Source organism: Brevibacillus sp. SYP-B805, assembly GCF_011059135.1.
Classification (GTDB): Bacteria; Bacillota; Bacilli; order Brevibacillales; family Brevibacillaceae; genus Brevibacillus_F.
The window spans coordinates 16,138-30,948 of record NZ_JAALGD010000020.1; the positions used below are offsets into that span (position 1 = coordinate 16,138).

11 protein-coding genes and 1 other annotated feature (1 of these 12 only partly in view) are annotated in these 14,811 nt (G+C 58.8%); of the genes, 6 read left to right on the top strand and 5 right to left on the bottom strand.

All coding sequences use genetic code 11. The annotated features are described in order from the left end of the window. Positions 1-206 precede the first annotated feature (206 nt). On the top strand, positions 207-536 hold the full coding sequence (ytxJ, locus tag G3578_RS19100) for a bacillithiol system redox-active protein YtxJ (protein ID WP_165215013.1): 330 nt from the start codon (positions 207-209) through the stop codon (positions 534-536). Between the two features lie 273 nt (positions 537-809). On the opposite strand, the gene G3578_RS19105 is transcribed toward ytxJ, so the two are convergent. Beyond that, positions 810-2,987 (bottom strand): cell division FtsA domain-containing protein, encoded by a 2,178-nt coding sequence (locus G3578_RS19105; protein WP_165215016.1) that lies wholly within the window; start codon positions 2,985-2,987, stop codon positions 810-812. Between the two features lie 228 nt (positions 2,988-3,215). Between G3578_RS19105 and G3578_RS19110 the strand changes: the two genes are divergently transcribed. The 5 genes from G3578_RS19110 (at position 3,216) to G3578_RS19130 (ending at position 8,143) form a co-directional block, all read left to right on the top strand. Beyond that, the gene (locus G3578_RS19110; protein ID WP_165215018.1) at positions 3,216-4,313 is read left to right on the top strand and encodes a bifunctional 3-deoxy-7-phosphoheptulonate synthase/chorismate mutase; all 1,098 of its coding nucleotides are present in this window, start codon (positions 3,216-3,218) and stop codon (positions 4,311-4,313) included. A 160-nt stretch (positions 4,314-4,473) separates the two neighbouring features. Continuing rightward, a complete protein-coding gene (locus G3578_RS19115; RefSeq protein WP_481752758.1) occupies positions 4,474-4,785 on the top strand; it encodes a metal-sensitive transcriptional regulator in 312 nt (103 codons plus the stop codon). 157 nt (positions 4,786-4,942) lie between these two features. Continuing rightward, entirely contained in the window at positions 4,943-5,944 is a 1,002-nt protein-coding gene (gene ccpA, locus G3578_RS19120; RefSeq protein ID WP_165215021.1) for a catabolite control protein A, read from the top strand. Between the two features lie 15 nt (positions 5,945-5,959). Beyond that, positions 5,960-6,880 (top strand): 5'-methylthioadenosine/adenosylhomocysteine nucleosidase, encoded by a 921-nt coding sequence (locus G3578_RS19125; RefSeq protein ID WP_165215023.1) that lies wholly within the window; start codon positions 5,960-5,962, stop codon positions 6,878-6,880. A gap of 171 nt (positions 6,881-7,051) precedes the next feature. Further along, the gene (locus G3578_RS19130; protein ID WP_165215026.1) at positions 7,052-8,143 is read left to right on the top strand and encodes a Gfo/Idh/MocA family protein; all 1,092 of its coding nucleotides are present in this window, start codon (positions 7,052-7,054) and stop codon (positions 8,141-8,143) included. A gap of 263 nt (positions 8,144-8,406) precedes the next feature. On the opposite strand, the gene G3578_RS19135 is transcribed toward G3578_RS19130, so the two are convergent. The 4 genes from G3578_RS19135 to G3578_RS19150 all read right to left on the bottom strand — a co-directional run bounded on the left by G3578_RS19135 (position 8,407) and on the right by G3578_RS19150 (position 14,533). Then, on the bottom strand, positions 8,407-9,561 hold the full coding sequence (locus G3578_RS19135) for an acetoin utilization protein AcuC (protein WP_165215028.1): 1,155 nt from the start codon (positions 9,559-9,561) through the stop codon (positions 8,407-8,409). Beyond that, positions 9,558-10,202, bottom strand: coding sequence for a CBS and ACT domain-containing protein (locus tag G3578_RS19140; RefSeq protein WP_165215031.1), 645 nt, complete (start codon positions 10,200-10,202; stop codon positions 9,558-9,560). The genes G3578_RS19135 and G3578_RS19140 overlap by 4 nt, the downstream gene beginning before the upstream one ends. A gap of 18 nt (positions 10,203-10,220) precedes the next feature. Next, a complete protein-coding gene (locus tag G3578_RS19145) occupies positions 10,221-10,853 on the bottom strand; it encodes an N-acetyltransferase (RefSeq protein WP_165215033.1) in 633 nt (210 codons plus the stop codon). Positions 10,854-11,419: 566 nt separating this feature from the next. Beyond that, entirely contained in the window at positions 11,420-14,533 is a 3,114-nt protein-coding gene (locus G3578_RS19150) for a penicillin-binding protein 1A (RefSeq protein WP_165215036.1), read from the bottom strand. Positions 14,534-14,674: 141 nt separating this feature from the next. Beyond that, positions 14,675-14,811: a binding site (T-box leader), on the top strand (it continues 73 nt past the right edge of the window).

Below are 14,811 nucleotides of genomic sequence, written 5' to 3' on the forward strand. Positions count from 1 at the left end.
GGCACCGTCCATACAGAGCAGCCATGCCCCCTGTCAGGCTGGCTGCTTTTGGTGTGCAAGCGTGTGAGGAAAGCGCTCCCGCGCCGGCATAACCGGAGCGTTTGGCGCTCTGCCGGGAGAGTGCTTTTTTTTGTTGGCCGCATGCGATATCTTTATACTGAGAAATCACATGCAGTGTTTGAAAGGGAAAGTGAGGAGAAAGCGCCATGGCAACCATCAAGGAATTGCATTCAATCGACGAACTGGATGCTTTTGTGAGCGGGCCGGGAAAACGGCTGCTGTTCAAGCACAGCACGATTTGCCCGATCAGCAGCGCGGCCTACGAAGAGTTTCAATCGTTCCTGAACAGCCATGAGATGCCGGCGGCGGTCATTCTTGTCCGCGAAGATCGGCCGGTGTCCAACGAGGTCGCGGAGCGGTACGGCATCAAACATGAATCGCCGCAAATCTTTCTCTTGGAGGATCAAGCGGTCAAGTGGCACACGTCGCACTGGAAGATCACCAGGGACGCGATCGCCCAGGCATTGGCCGAATAAGGAGGAGACATGCGGCTGGCGAAAGCGTTCCATGAGCTTTTTGAACAGGGAGACGCGGAATGATCGATCCGGTGTCCGCACGACCGGAACCGCCGATGCAGTAACAACCCGCCCGATGCGCCGGGCGGGTTGTTACATCATAAAGTAACCAAGAAAGTTTGGGGGCCCCCGCCCACACAATTTTTACAGGGGTCCCCAAAAAGTACTCGGATTAAGCTTCGAAGGTCAACGTCATTATTTGGGGTTTAGCCTAGCTTAAGTCGGCGGGGTTATTTATTCCCAGAAGAGTTCCAGCTTGTCCCCGTTTTTCAATTCCGTTTGGAAAGAGGCGGGCTCGCCGTTGATCAGCGTCGTCAGCCGTGAAACACCCTCTCCTCTGGGCTTTTCAAGCGAGACATCCACATAGCGGAACACATCGCTGAACAGCGGGGCTTTCTCCCCCGGTGTTACTTTTACCGTGATGACCGCGCCATCATGGATCACCTCATCGGCAGAGACCGCCTTGCCATCCATGGTGATGGCGACTTGGGCGGTAGGCAGCGTCACGGGAATGCCGTTGAAGTGGACTTTGATCTCTTCCTGTACCCATTCTTCCGGCGGAATAATCTCTCTGACCGTCGGCAGCGGGAGCGCTTTGACCGCAAACGCCAGATGATCGCCCGAACGCACGCGCTCCGTGAAGGAAGCGGGACTGCCGTTCACCGACAGCTGGATGTCGCAGCGCGGCAGCGCGTAGTCCCGGCCGTTCAGGGTAAAGCGGACCTGGCTTGCGGAGGAATCCAGTTCGGCGGTATGGCCGGTTTCCCGCAGCACCTCTTCCACCGTGCGTGGCATCCGGATCTCCACAATATCCCGGTCCTGCAGCGGTGTGGAGAGCGGACACGCCTGGCCGTTGACCAGCGCGATCGGTCCCAGCCGGTGCGATTCCCCATTGATGAAGCATTCAAACAGCTCTTCTTCGTCGAGGAGGTCGCTGACCTGGACCCTGGCCTCGTCCCCGTCCCTGCCCGGCACCACCACGATGCTGTCGTTGTCGGCGATGGGGGTGTCCAGCGCGGCTGTTTCCCCGTTTCTGGTGATAATGGGCGGGGTGCCGTGGCCGCCGGGAATGATCTTCATGCGGCCGTTCACCGTCAGGGTCATCGCCAGACCCGGTCTGCCGTACAGGCGGCGAATATCCAGACCTGCCGCGATCAGGGCATCGCCCAGCGTCATTTTGCGCAGGTCGAAGATGCGGATCGGCGTCTCATTGACCGTCACCGTCACATACCTGATCGGATGGCGGCGGGCGGCGACGGCAATCCCGACAGGCGTCACGAACTCCGGTCCGTTGATAAGAGGATGGGTATCGACGAACTGCTGGATGGCATCGGCGCCGCGCACCGCGACGCGGTTTGCCGGAATCTCCAGCATGCCGGCCACCTTTTCGGTCAGCTTCGGTGTCTGGCTGCCGCCGCCGATCAGCATGACCGCTTGCGGGGGCTTGCCGTTCAACTCCAGGATTTTTTCGGCAATTTTTTGCGCCAGTTGGGTAATGTCGCTGTCAATGGCCGCTACGACCTCGGTGGAGGAGAGGGTGTGTTCCATTCCGAGAATATCCCGGAAGGTGACCGACTCGTGGGCAGTCAGCGCCCGTTTCACTTCCTCCGCCATGGGGAAGTCGAGCAGGAAGGCATTCATCAGGGCGTCCGTGATCTCGTCGCCGGCGACCGGCACCATGCCGTATGCGGTGATCGCCCCTTCCTCGGTAAGGGCGATGTCGGAAGTGCCCGCGCCGATATCGACCAGCGCGATGTTGAGCCGGCGCATGGTTACCGGGATCAAGACGTTGATGGCGGCAATCGGCTCCAGGGTAAGGGCCTGCATGTCCAGACCGCAGCGTTTCAGCGCAGCCAGGAGCGAATCCACGACCACGCGCGGCAGGAAGGTGGCGATCACATCGATGGCCGCTTTCTCTCCGCGCTGGTCGATCAAGCTGCCGATCAGCTCGCCGTCCAGATAATAGTTGACCACGCTGTAGCCCACACAATAGTAGCGGGTAACATCTTGTTCGTTCAACTCCTGGGCCAGCTGCGCCTGGGCCTCCTGCACGGCGGAAAACTCCAGGGTGAGCACGTCCTCCTTGCTGAAGGCGGTTTGCTTGGCGATCTCCATCTCCATGCGGACGCGGCGGGTCCTCAGCGAGCGTCCCGCGGCGGCGACGGCCACCCTTGTGAGCGGACCGTGCTTTTCTTCCAGGCGGGCTTTTACCTGGGAGATCACCTTGGCCACGGCCACCACATCGTGAATCTGTCCATCCAGCATGGAGCGTTCGCTGTGTTCCTGGATGGCGCAGTCAATCACGCGAAACTTGTCGCCCACAGGCTCCACGATCAAGCCCACGACACTGCGGGTCCCGATATCTAAAGCAAATATTCTCTCTTGCGAATCTTCTCGCGCGTCGTGTGACAAACGGCGTCACTCCTAACCAAACAGGGTTTGCATCTGCCTAATTATTCTACCTTTGTGCGGCAGAATCCTGTCGAATGGCGGCGGTAACTTTTCCGGAGATTGAAAGCGCTACAAAATTCTTTACAATACACTTTCGCGCTTTTTGGTGCTAAAATACTGACAAAGACGTTGCCATTTACTATAATAATCACAACTTTTTGATGAGACATGAGAGAGGTGGAGAGACAGATGAGCCATGATCAAATCGAGAGCTTGCGCAGGCAGGTGGACAGCATCAACCTGCAGATTCTCGAACTGGTGAACAAGCGCGCCGAGCTGGTGCAGGAACTGGGCAGGGAGAAGCTGAAGCAAGGTATCAACCGTTTCGATCCGGAGCGGGAGCGCCAAATGCTGAACCTGCTGGTTGAACATAACAAGGGGCCGTTTTCCGACAACACCATTCGCCATCTGTTCAAGCAGATTTTCCAGGCGTCCCTTGATCTGCAGAAGGATGACAACAAGAAGGTGCTGCTTGTCAGCCGCAAGAAGAAGGCGGAAGACACGGTCATTACCGTCAAGGGCGTGGAGTTTGGCGGTGCCGCTCCCATCCTTATCGCAGGGCCGTGTTCGGTGGAAAGCTACGAACAGGTAAGAGCGGTGGCGGAAAACCATGTCAAGCGCGGACTGCGTGTGCTGCGCGGCGGCGCATACAAACCGCGGACCTCGCCGTACGATTTCCAGGGACTCGGCGTGGAAGGGCTGGAGATCCTGAAGCGGATCGGCGACGAGTTCAACCTCGTGACGATCAGCGAGATCGTTACGCCGGCGGATCTGGAAATGGCGACCCAGTATATCGATGTCATCCAGATCGGCGCCCGCAACATGCAGAACTTTGAACTGCTGAAAGCCGCAGGCCGTCTGAATCATCCGATCCTGCTGAAACGCGGGCTGTCGGCAACGATTGAAGAGTTTATCTACGCCGCCGAGTACATTCTGGCGGAAGGCAATACACAGGTGATGCTGTGCGAACGCGGCATTCGGACCTATGAAAAGGCGACCCGCAATACGCTGGATATCTCGGCGGTGCCGCTCCTGAAACAGGAGACGCACCTGCCGGTTTTCGTGGACGTCACCCATTCCACCGGCCGCCGCGATCTGCTGCTGCCGACCGCAAAAGCGGGCCTGGCCGTCGGTTCGGACGGCATCATGGTGGAGGTGCACCCCGATCCGGACGTAGCCCTCTCCGATGCCAAACAGCAGCTGAACATTCCGCAGTTCAACGTGTTCCTGGATGAGCTGCTCAAATCCGGGCTGTACAAGGCGGAAACGCTTGCCTCCACCCGGTAGGGAAGCGGGCCATTGACCATACAGGCTTTCTTGTCAAAAGAAAGCCTGTATTTTTTTGCGGGGCTTCTGATATACTAGAGGGGGGTATTATGCAATCGTTTGATCATCCATCCGGGAGGGAGCGCGCATGCCAGGCGAACAGCTGGAAGAGATGCAGGACATGGAGGAATGCAGCCACTGCGGCACCATGCATCTGAAGTCAACACCGCATTCCGACAAGGTGAAGGCCAATCTGACCGCACGGCTGAACAGGATCGAAGGTCAAATCAGGGGAATCAAGGGCATGATTGAGAAGGACGTCTATTGCGACGATATCCTCAACCAGATTGCGGCGGTTCAATCCGCCCTCAATTCCGTAGGCCGGATGCTGCTGGAAGGCCACATGAAAAGCTGTGTCATCGAGAGAATCCAGCAGGGCGATCATGATGTGATCGACGAACTGTTGAAAACCATGCACAAGCTCATGAAGTAAGGAGGATCCCCTTCGTCCGAGAGGCAGAAGGGGATTTTGCCTGTTTTGAAGTGAAAGGAAACGCTTGCAACGGCCAAAAGCTTGTCGTATCATATTTGCTATACATTTATGAAAATAAAAATGAAAGCCAGAAATTGGAAGAAAGTGAGGTATCGCGATGCCGGTAACAATCTATGATGTAGCAAGAGAAGCGGGCGTTTCCATGGCGACGGTTTCCCGGGTGGTGAACGGTAATCCCAACGTGAAACCGACGACCCGCAAGAAAGTCATGGCTGCCATCGAACGGCTCGGCTATCGCCCCAATGCAGTGGCCCGGGGATTGGCAAGCAAGCGAACGACGACGGTCGGGGTCATCATCCCGGATGTTTCCAGCCTGCTGTATTCCGAATTGGCGCGCGGTATTGAGGATATCGCGACCATGTACAAATACAACATCATCCTCTGTGACTCCGACCAGCGTCTGGAGAAAGAGCTGCAGCTGATCAACACCCTGCTGGAAAAGCAGGTGGATGGCCTTCTGTTCATGGGAGCGGAGGTAAAGGAGGATCACCTGCACGCCTTCTCCACCGCCACCGTTCCCACCGTGCTTGCGGCCACCAGAGACCCGGACAATATCCTGCCGGCCGTCTCGATCGATCACTTCCAGGCTGCCTATGATGCCACCCAAGCGTTGATCGCGCGCGGCCACAAGCGCATCGGCATGATCGCGAGCCCGCCCAGCGATCCGCTGGGCGGCCTGATGCGGCTTGAGGGGTACAAGAAAGCGCTGGCGGACGCCGGCATCCCCGAGGACGAGGAACTGATCGTCAGCGGCAACTACCGCTATGATTCCGGCCTGCGGGGGATGGCGTCGTTTTTGAAGCTGTCCGCACCGCCAACCGCTGTTTTTGCGGCCAGTGACGAGATGGCGATCGGCGCGATCCATGCGGTTCAGGACGCGGGGCTGTCCGTGCCGGATGATATCGAGATCATCGGGTATGACAACATTCGTCTGGCCGAGATGGTGCGCCCGCGGCTGACCACGGTCGTCCAGCCGATCTACGATATCGGGGCGGTCGCAATGCGCCTGCTGACCAAGTACATGAACAATGAGCATGTGGAAGAGCATGTTGTCCTGCTGCCGCATCGGATCGAGTTCCGGGAGAGCACGCGCAATTGAGGAGGAGGCTGTCAAATGCGAGTTGGCATTATCGGCGCGATGGATGAAGAGATCGCGCTTTATCTGGAAGGCATGCAGGAGACGAAGGCTGTCACGAAGGCCGGTATTACCTATTATGAAGGGACGTTGGAAGGCCGGGACGTGGTGCTGTGCAAATCGGGCGTGGGCAAGGTGAACGCCAGCGTCTGCACCCAAATCCTGATCGACCATTTTCAGGTGGAGAAAGTGATTTTCACCGGTGTGGCCGGGGCCGTCCACCCTGCGCTCAACATCGGCGATATCGTGGTGTCGAGGGATTGTCTGCAGCATGATATCGATGTGACCGCGCTGGGCTTCCAGCCGGGCCAGATTCCGTTTACCGACCGCTGGATATGGGAAGCGGATCCGGAGTTGATCCAGCTTGCCGTCCGGGCGGGCGAACAGGTGGATGAAGGGGTAAGCATCGTCACCGGCCGCATCCTGTCGGGCGACCAGTTCGTCGCCGACAGGGAGAAGGTGCAGCGGTTTTACGAGCAGTTCGGCGCCCACTGCACCGAGATGGAAGGGGCCGCGGTGGGGCAGGTATGCGCCATGAACGGTATTCCGTTCGTCGTAGTCCGCTCCATGTCCGACAAGGCGGATGGTTCCGCCCACGTCAATTTCGTCGAATTTACCAAGCTGGCATCCCAGCGTTCGTATGCGATCGTGGTAAACATGCTGCGCCATCTCGCGGCAGGGGCGATCGTCTACTCGACCCAAGGGTGCATCGAATGCGACATGGTGAAGAAATGGCTGACGGAGAAAGGGATCGCCTTCGAAGTGCGGGACGTGATGGCAAGCAGGGCCTACCAGGAAGAGGTGGAGCGCTTCGGCTTCCTCGGCGTGCCGGTCACCGTGGTTGGGGAGAAGGCGGTCAAGGGCTTCGATCCGCAGGAATTGGAGAAGTTGTTTGCATAAGAGGCATGAAAGGCTCTTGCCGCGATGGCAGGAGCCTTCGTGTATAGCCAAGGTCGGTCCGTCATGGGGAGCTAAACAGCCCAGTATGAGCGATCCGATTGTAAGGAAGCAGCTCCTGGATCGGTAAGAAAAGAACTGTCAAACTATAATGAAAAATGGAAGGGATCGAAGATGTTCGAGAGGAAAATACGTTTCGCGGTCGTAGGATTGGGCAATATCGCCCGCACGCATGTGGTGGCGCTTCGGGCGCTTCCTATCATCAAGCAGCTGCCGTATCTGCCTGTGCTGGATACCCTGGTGACCCGCCATGTGGAGGCCAACCGGGAGCAGGCACTTGCCATGGGATTCGCCCATGTGACCGATTCGCTGGAAGACGCGTTGGCATCCCGGGAACTCGATGTGGTTGACATCTGTACCCCCAATGCCCTGCATCTGGAAGCGGCGCGGGTTGCGTCCGCCTACGGCAAAGCCATCTACTGTGAAAAGCCGCTTGCCGACACAGTTGAGCGTTCGCGCATCCTGGCGGAAGGGGCGGCGGCGGGCATCCCGCATCAAGTGGCGCTCGTCTATCGCTACCATCCGGCCGTGATCCGCATCCGGGCCGCCCTCAAGCAAGGTTTGATCGGCGATGTGCTGCAGTGCCGCGCCTCCTATCGCCGCTCCGGGTATTTGTCCCTTGACCGGCCGATCAGCTGGCGGCTGGAGAGCGGCTTGTCCGGCGGCGGTGCCCTCACCGACTTGGGCGTGCATGTGCTGGATCTGATCCGCCATCTGCTGGGGGAGGCGGCGGCGATTTCAGGCCGGACCCATACTTTTGTCAAGAAGAGGCCGAAGAACCGGGAAAGAACGGAATGGGTGGAGATGGAGGTGGACGACTGGGCGCAGATGCATCTGACGCTTGCCACGGGCGTGGAGGCGATCGCCGAAGTATCGCGCATCGCCTGGGGGGCGGAAGGCTTCGATCTGGAGATCATCGGTACGGAGGGCAGCATCGTGTGTGATCTGGAGAAGTCGTATCGGCCCACGGTCAAACGGTTGGACGGCAGTACGCCCCCTCTGCCGAATCCACCGGAGCTGGCCTTGTGCCCCGACGAGAAAACCACCATGGGCATGGGCGTCGATTGCCATCTGGCCGCCTTGAACCATTTCCTGCATCGCCTGATGGGAGAGGACCGCTGGGGGAACGGCTTGGCACCCGGCTTGGAAGATTGTTTGCGGGTGGAGGAATGGATCGAACAGGTGACCCAACACAACCCGGCGTAGCTTAACCGCCGGGTTGTCGAACGTTTCCATTCTGTAAAGCGCCAAAACGAAGTTGGAAAATCTGGGGATGGTTGGGCCCCCGCCGACAACAGCAAGAGACTCCGCCTGGCAAAGCGTTCGCTGGCACCGAGTGGGGTGGAGCGTTAGCATTAAGACGGCGGGGTATGGTAGGGGGCCTACCCGGCGCAGGGAGGGACCCCACTCGGCAAAGCATTAGCTGGCGCCGAGTGGGTAGAGCGATAGCTCAGGCCGGGTGGGGTTTCTTATCCCTGCGGCGCGTGCAGCAGCGCCCGTTCCGCCATGATGCGGTTTTTCTCCGTGATTTCCCGGCGGCGTGGAATCACCGGCAGCTGCTCCGCATCATCGAACAGGCGCTCGGGCAGGGGAACATCGCTCTCCTGCGACCAGCGCTCCCGCCATCCGGCGGGCAGCGGCCCGTCTTCCAGCGGCTGGTCCGTCATTTCGCTCCACAGCAGCGTCCAAGCCCGCGGAACCACCCGCCAAATGTCATAGCCGCCTCCTCCTACGGCGATCCACCTGCCGCCGCACAGCTCATGGGCCAGCTGGTGAGCCAGGCGGGGGATTTGCTGGTAGATGCCGATCGAACAGGAGAGGTGGGTCAGCGGATCGTAGGCATGGGCATCGCAGCCGTTTTGCGTCACGATCACATCCGGCTTGAACCCGCGAGCCACCTTGGGCACGACTTCGCGGTACACCTCCAGAAACGAGTCATCCTCGGTAAAGGCATCCAGCGGTACATTGACCGTATAGCCGTAACCTTCCCCCGTTCCCCGCTCGGACAGGTCGCCGGTACCCGGGAACAGATACTTGCCGGTCTCATGAATGGAGACGGTAAGCACATGGGGGTCATCGTAAAACGCCCACTGGACGCCGTCCCCGTGATGGGCGTCCGTATCGATGTAGAGCACGCGCGCGTCCCAATGTTTGCGCAGGTAGGCGATGGCGACGGAGCAGTCATTGTAGATGCAAAAGCCGGATGCCCGTCCGCGGAAAGCGTGATGCAGCCCGCCCGCCGGATTGAACGCATGGTCGGCTTCCCCGTTCATGACAAGATCGACCGCCTGCAGCGTCCCTCCGACGATCAGCGAGGCCGCTTCATGCATCCGGGGAAAGCAGGGGACATCCTCCGTGCCCAGGCCGTGGCTCGCCGCTGTGGGCAGTTCGCTTGCGCTGTGTCCCTGCGCGCGCACCGTCTCGATATACTGGCGGTCGTGGATGAGGGCCAACTCCTCGTCGGTGGCAGAGCGGGGAGGCACGATGTCCTCCGCGCGCAGCAGCCCGTAACGGGTGAGCAAATCATGGGTCAAGATCAGCCGGCGCTGGTTGAAAGGATGTTCTTTGTGAAAATAGTAGGCGGTATAGTCGGGTGAGTAGATCAGGCGGGAGCGTCGGCTCAAGGCCGCATTCCCCCTTCCGCCGGGCCGCAGACGGAAAAGCCTTTTGCGGTCAAAAGGTCGAGCAGCGGGCGCGGATCAATGGTCTGCACGCGAAAGACGAGAATCTTCTTCTGGGGCGCCGAACCGGGAGTGACGATGACGCTGCATACATTGACTCCCGCCTCGCGGAACACCTGGCTGACTTCCGCCAGTGACCCGGCGCGGTCTTCCACCTCCACTTCCAGATGCGAGCTTGGCTTGTGGACGCCGAACATTTCCACCAGACAGTTTAAAATGTCCGACTCCGTCACGATCCCCACCAGCCGGCCGCCATCCAGCACGGGCAAGGACCCCACCTTGTACTCGTACACGGTTTTGGCCGCGTCTTCGATAAAATCGAGCGGATGGGCGGTGATCACCCGCCTGGTCATGATCTCGCTCACCGTTTTGTGCAGTACCTGGCTGTCATCCTCATGGGTCAAGAGGGAGGAAGGCAGGGCATCGCGCAAATCCCGATCGGAGACAATGCCGACGAGCTTGCCGTCTTCCAGCACGGGGAGATGGCGGATGCGGTTGCCCCGCAGAAGCGACAGGGCTTCTCCGATCGTGGTCGCGGTCGAGACGGTTACCACCCGTTTGCGCATGATATCTTCGAGTCGCATGACAAACTACTCCCCTCGTTAATAGAACCTTCGATTCTGAAAGCGCATGGCGTCGAAGGCGGCGACGCTTTCCGCCGGAACCCGCTTGCCGATGCGGGCCATCAGGCAGTTGGCCGGATGGGCGCAAATTTCCGGATCATCGGTCGCCATCCAGACCATGCCGACGCTGCCCATCACTTTTTCCATCACTTTGCGGTACTGCCAGACGTCAAGCCCTGTGCCTTTCAAATCCCAATGCCAGTAATACTCGGTCGTAATGACGATGTAATCTTCCATCGCGTCATCGAGAAACGAGACGTGCAGCAGCGTTTTTGCCACACCGCCACTCCGCACCTTGGCGCTTACCTCGATGGCTCCCAGCTCCAGCAGATTCTCCAGCTTTGCCTGCGACCAGCGCTCCAGCGGGTCGGGATGGAGAAACGTGACATAGCCCAGGACCAACTCCCCATCGCGGGCCACGACAATCCTTCCCTCGGGCAGCCCGGCGATCTCCACCAGCGCCTTTTGCTGCTGTTCGGGCGGCCGGAATGCTGTCAGCCCGTCGTCAAAGCGCATGGCCGCCAAGCGCTCCGGCTCCACCGGTCCTTCCACCAGCAGGGATCTTCCGCCAGCTTCCATTTCGTGGGAATAATATCGCTTGGTGTGAATCATGCAGGTGATTCACCTCGGTTTCCTTGAGATTCCTTCCACTTTCATTATAACGGAGCGGTGCGCTTTTCACTCCATGTCCGTTTGACAACTTTTTGCCCAGAGAGGAGCCATCTTCTCATTGTATAGACAAAGTCTGTCCTGTCATGGATGATGGTTCCCGCTCGCTCTCTTGACGACCGGCGAGGAAGTGGGCTTTTGTCCGCTCCGAAACGCGACGCGGGCAGGGGGCTCAACACATCCGGGTGTCTCAGGGATGTGAGACTCACGCCCCCCGTTTCCCCGCGTCTGCGTTTCTTCGCTGAGTCGGTCGTCAAAGGAGCTCGCGTAGGCCCCATCACGCCATGACTCGAACGCTTCTGCAACTTCGTGAAAAGGGGGAGGAGCTCCCGTTCCTTTCTGGAACCTCCATGATAGAGAGCATTGCAAAAAAGTTGCGAAGCATACCAAAATCACCTTGACAACAAAGCGAAGCAAAAAAGACGCCTCCGTTTTCCCATGAACGGAAGCGCTTTGCAATCCTTTTATGACGTAAAAGCCATCTCCTGTGAGGGGAGGATTCCGCCTTCCTATTCCGCACGGTATCCTGCCACGTTTTGGCTGGGCGGCGATTCCCCGTAGCTGTTGACGGCGGTCACATAATACCAGCCGTCCGCCGCTGCGTTTTGATGCACATAGCTGGTATCGGGCAGCGTTTCCAGCAGGATGAACCCGTTGACGGGATCGGGCGTGTAATAGACGTTGTAGGCGATCACATGCTCCTTCGCCGGATTTGCCTTCCACTGCAGCTTCAGGCCGCCGCTTACCTTTTTGATCTTCAGGTCCTGCACAGCGGACGGTACGCCGGTCAGCGTGTCATCAGCAGGCTGCTCCTCGTGCTGAACGTCATCGCCATCCTGACCGGGGAGCGTCCCGTTTCCGGACGGTTCGGTCGGCGGAGTTTCCGGCAGCTGCCAATCGCTGAACGAGCCTGTCGACACGATGGCGGAAGGTGCGGACTCATGGCCGGCGACATCGACGGCCGTCACGTAGTAGCCCGTCTCCGACAAGGCTGCGGTCGTATCCGTAAAGGTCAGGGTGGCCGGGTTTTTCACTGTTGCCAGATGGCCGAATCCGCTTTCCGCATTGGCCCGGTAGATCCGGTAGCCGAGGAGGTCGGGCTCCCCGCCCGATTTCCATGTCAGCACAACCCCTGCCGGCGATTTGCTGACGGTCAAGCCGCTCGGAGCAGCCGGAGCACCCGGTTGATCGGTGCGCGGATCCTCCAGCTCCGGCAAACGCTGATCCCAGTCCGGCGGGCGGATCGGCACATTGAGGTTCAAAGCCTTGATCTGCTCGGCCGTTACCAGCTGCGGGTCAGGGCTGCGGAAAAAGATGCCTTCCGTAACAAAATCGGCCGGTGTCCCTTCTTTCGCCAGGTAGCGGTTGTCGCCCACGACCACCACGCGCGCTTTTTGATGGCTGTCGTCCGTTTTCGTCGGCACGAATTTGCGGTTGAACAGATCGGTGATCAGGTGTTTCGCTTCCTTCGACAGCTCGCTGGGCAGCAGGCCGGATTTGCTGTCCACCGTCATGCTGACGATGCCGTCCGGTTTGGCAAACACGGCCGTCGGCGGGGAGAGGGACGGTTTCTTTTCCATCACCGCTTTCATCACTTTGCCCCAGACGGTCATCGGCCGGTACTTCTCCGAGTCAGGCATCGGCCGCGGCTCATCGTACCCGACCCAGATGCCCATCGACACCTCGGGCGTGTACCCGACGAACCAGAGGTCATTGGATTGGTTGGTTGTCCCGGTTTTGCCCGCTACATCAACGCTGCGTGGGACATACTTGCGAATGTGGGTACCGGTTCCCGCGTTCACCACGGTTCGCATCATGTCGGTCATCAGATAGGCGGTCTGCTCGCTGAATACCGGTACCGGCTGGATCTCGTGCCGGTAAATCACCTTGCCGCTGCTGTCTTCGATCCGGTCAATCATGTACGCGTCGACAAACGACCCATGGTTGGCAAAGGTGGCGTAGGCATTGGTAATCTCCTCGGCAGTCAGTCCGTACGTAAGGCCGCCGATCGCCCCCGTGGCCGCGTAATTATCCTCTTCGACCAGCGTGGTAACGCCCATTTTCTTGACATACTCCAGAGCGGTCGGAATGCCCACTTTCAGGTAGGTCTTGATGGCGGGCACGTTCCACGACATGCGCAGGGCTTCCCGCGCGCTCATGATGCCGTGAAACTTCTTGTCCCAGTTGAGCGGCAGATGGCTGCCCTTTTCGCCGTCCGCCAGCAGCAGCGGGGAATCGTCGATGGGAGAGCCCGGCTGCAGATACCCCAGTTCAAACGCGGGGGCATAAGCGGCAAGGGGCTTCATCGCCGATCCGGGCTGGCGCGGTACGGTGGCATGGTTGGTCTGTTCCACATGGAAGTCACGGCCGCCGATAAAGCCCAGAATGGCGCCGGTCTTGTTGTTGATCATCATGCCGCCGACTTCTTCCAGCGCATTCTCGATCCGCTCCGTTTTTCCGTTGGAGCGGCGGACGGTGTAGGAGACGGGCTTGGCGAAGTTGGACGGATCGCTCGCCACGTCCTGCATGATCTGCTGAACATCCTTGTCGATGGTGGTGTAGATTTTATAACCGTTGCGCAGAATCTCCCTGCGCTTCTCTTCGACCAGCTGGCGGTATTCATTGTGGTCAACCGTGGACTTGTCCCGTCCTTCCTGCGCAAGCTGGGTGTCCACCAGGGCTTCCGCCGCGCGTTCCTCCAGCTCCATCATCAGGTACGGATGGCTGTTGTAGGCACGGGGGGAAGGTTTGGCCAGCGCCGCTTTCAGATTGGCATTCAGGGCTTCGTCATACTGGGCCTGATTGATATACCCGTTCTCCAGCATGCGGTCCAGCACCATCTTTTGCCGCTCTTTCCCGCGCTGATACCCGGCGGCGGAAAACGGATTGTAGTTGCCTGGATTCTGGATCATCCCGGCGATATAGGAGGCTTCCGACAGGTTCAGGTCTTTGGCATCCTTGTCAAAAATCCCTTTGGCGGCGGCTTGTACCCCGTAGATGTTGGTGCCGTTGGCGCTTTTGCCGAAATACACTTCGTTCATGTACGCTTCGAGGATCTGATCCTTGGAAAACATGCGCTCGATGCGCAGCGCATTGAAAATCTCCTTTGCTTTCCGCTTGTGGCTGACCTCCGGCGTGAGGATGGTCAGCTTGACGAGCTGCTGGGTCAGCGTGCTGCCGCCGGTGACGATCGGCTGGTTGGTGAAGTCCTGATAGGCACCCCGCAGCGTCGACAAGGGAGATACGCCGTGGTGGGTGAAGAAATTCTTGTCCTCCGTGGCGATGATCGCATTGATCAAATAAGGGGAAACGTCCGATTTTTTCACCAGCCGGCGGTCTTCATCGGGCGTCCGCAGCTGGCCGATCAGCGTGTTGTCATTGTAGTACGCGAAGCCCGTCAAATCGTTGCTGAAGATTTTCCTATGTATTTCATCATAACTGCGCACAGGTTCGTCTTTGACGAGAGAGGCGACGTAACCGGTCACAATCCCTCCGGCAAGAAAGATGGCCATAAACCCGAGAAGCAGGATCAGCTGCAGGACCAGGAAGACGGTCCGTCTCCTGCTGTTCCGGCGCCGCTTTTTTTTCGGCGCGTCCGAGGTAGGCGAATGGTTGTTTGGCATATGAGTACGACCCCCCATTTAACGACCTCATTATACCATATCTGCCATAAGGGGGATATACAAACTCCCTCGCGGAAAGAGGCGGTGCCATTGACAGAGCGGGTTTCGCTGTGTTACATATATGGCGAATGGATGTTGGAAAACAGGGCGTTGAAAGACGAGAGTAGCAGGGCAGATCGCCATGAAGAGAGCTGGTGGATGGTGCAAACCAGCGGCGCCGCCTTTGTGAATTACACGTCTGGAGCCAGCCGGACCCCACCGGACGGATCAGGCCGTTA

What these genes read in the sequence shown, in the direction of transcription:
- ytxJ (WP_165215013.1), top strand. Translation starts at nt 207, where the DNA reads ATGGCAACCATCAAGGAATTGCATTCAATCGACGAACTGGATGCTTTT.
- G3578_RS19145 (WP_165215033.1), bottom strand. Translation starts at nt 10,853, where the DNA reads ATGATTCACACCAAGCGATATTATTCCCACGAAATGGAAGCTGGCGGA.
- G3578_RS19110 (WP_165215018.1), top strand. Translation starts at nt 3,216, where the DNA reads ATGAGCCATGATCAAATCGAGAGCTTGCGCAGGCAGGTGGACAGCATC.
- G3578_RS19115 (WP_481752758.1), top strand. Translation starts at nt 4,474, where the DNA reads ATGGAGGAATGCAGCCACTGCGGCACCATGCATCTGAAGTCAACACCG.
- G3578_RS19125 (WP_165215023.1), top strand. Translation starts at nt 5,960, where the DNA reads ATGCGAGTTGGCATTATCGGCGCGATGGATGAAGAGATCGCGCTTTAT.
- ccpA (WP_165215021.1), top strand. Translation starts at nt 4,943, where the DNA reads ATGCCGGTAACAATCTATGATGTAGCAAGAGAAGCGGGCGTTTCCATG.
- G3578_RS19140 (WP_165215031.1), bottom strand. Translation starts at nt 10,202, where the DNA reads ATGCGACTCGAAGATATCATGCGCAAACGGGTGGTAACCGTCTCGACC.
- G3578_RS19150 (WP_165215036.1), bottom strand. Translation starts at nt 14,533, where the DNA reads ATGCCAAACAACCATTCGCCTACCTCGGACGCGCCGAAAAAAAAGCGG.
- G3578_RS19130 (WP_165215026.1), top strand. Translation starts at nt 7,052, where the DNA reads ATGTTCGAGAGGAAAATACGTTTCGCGGTCGTAGGATTGGGCAATATC.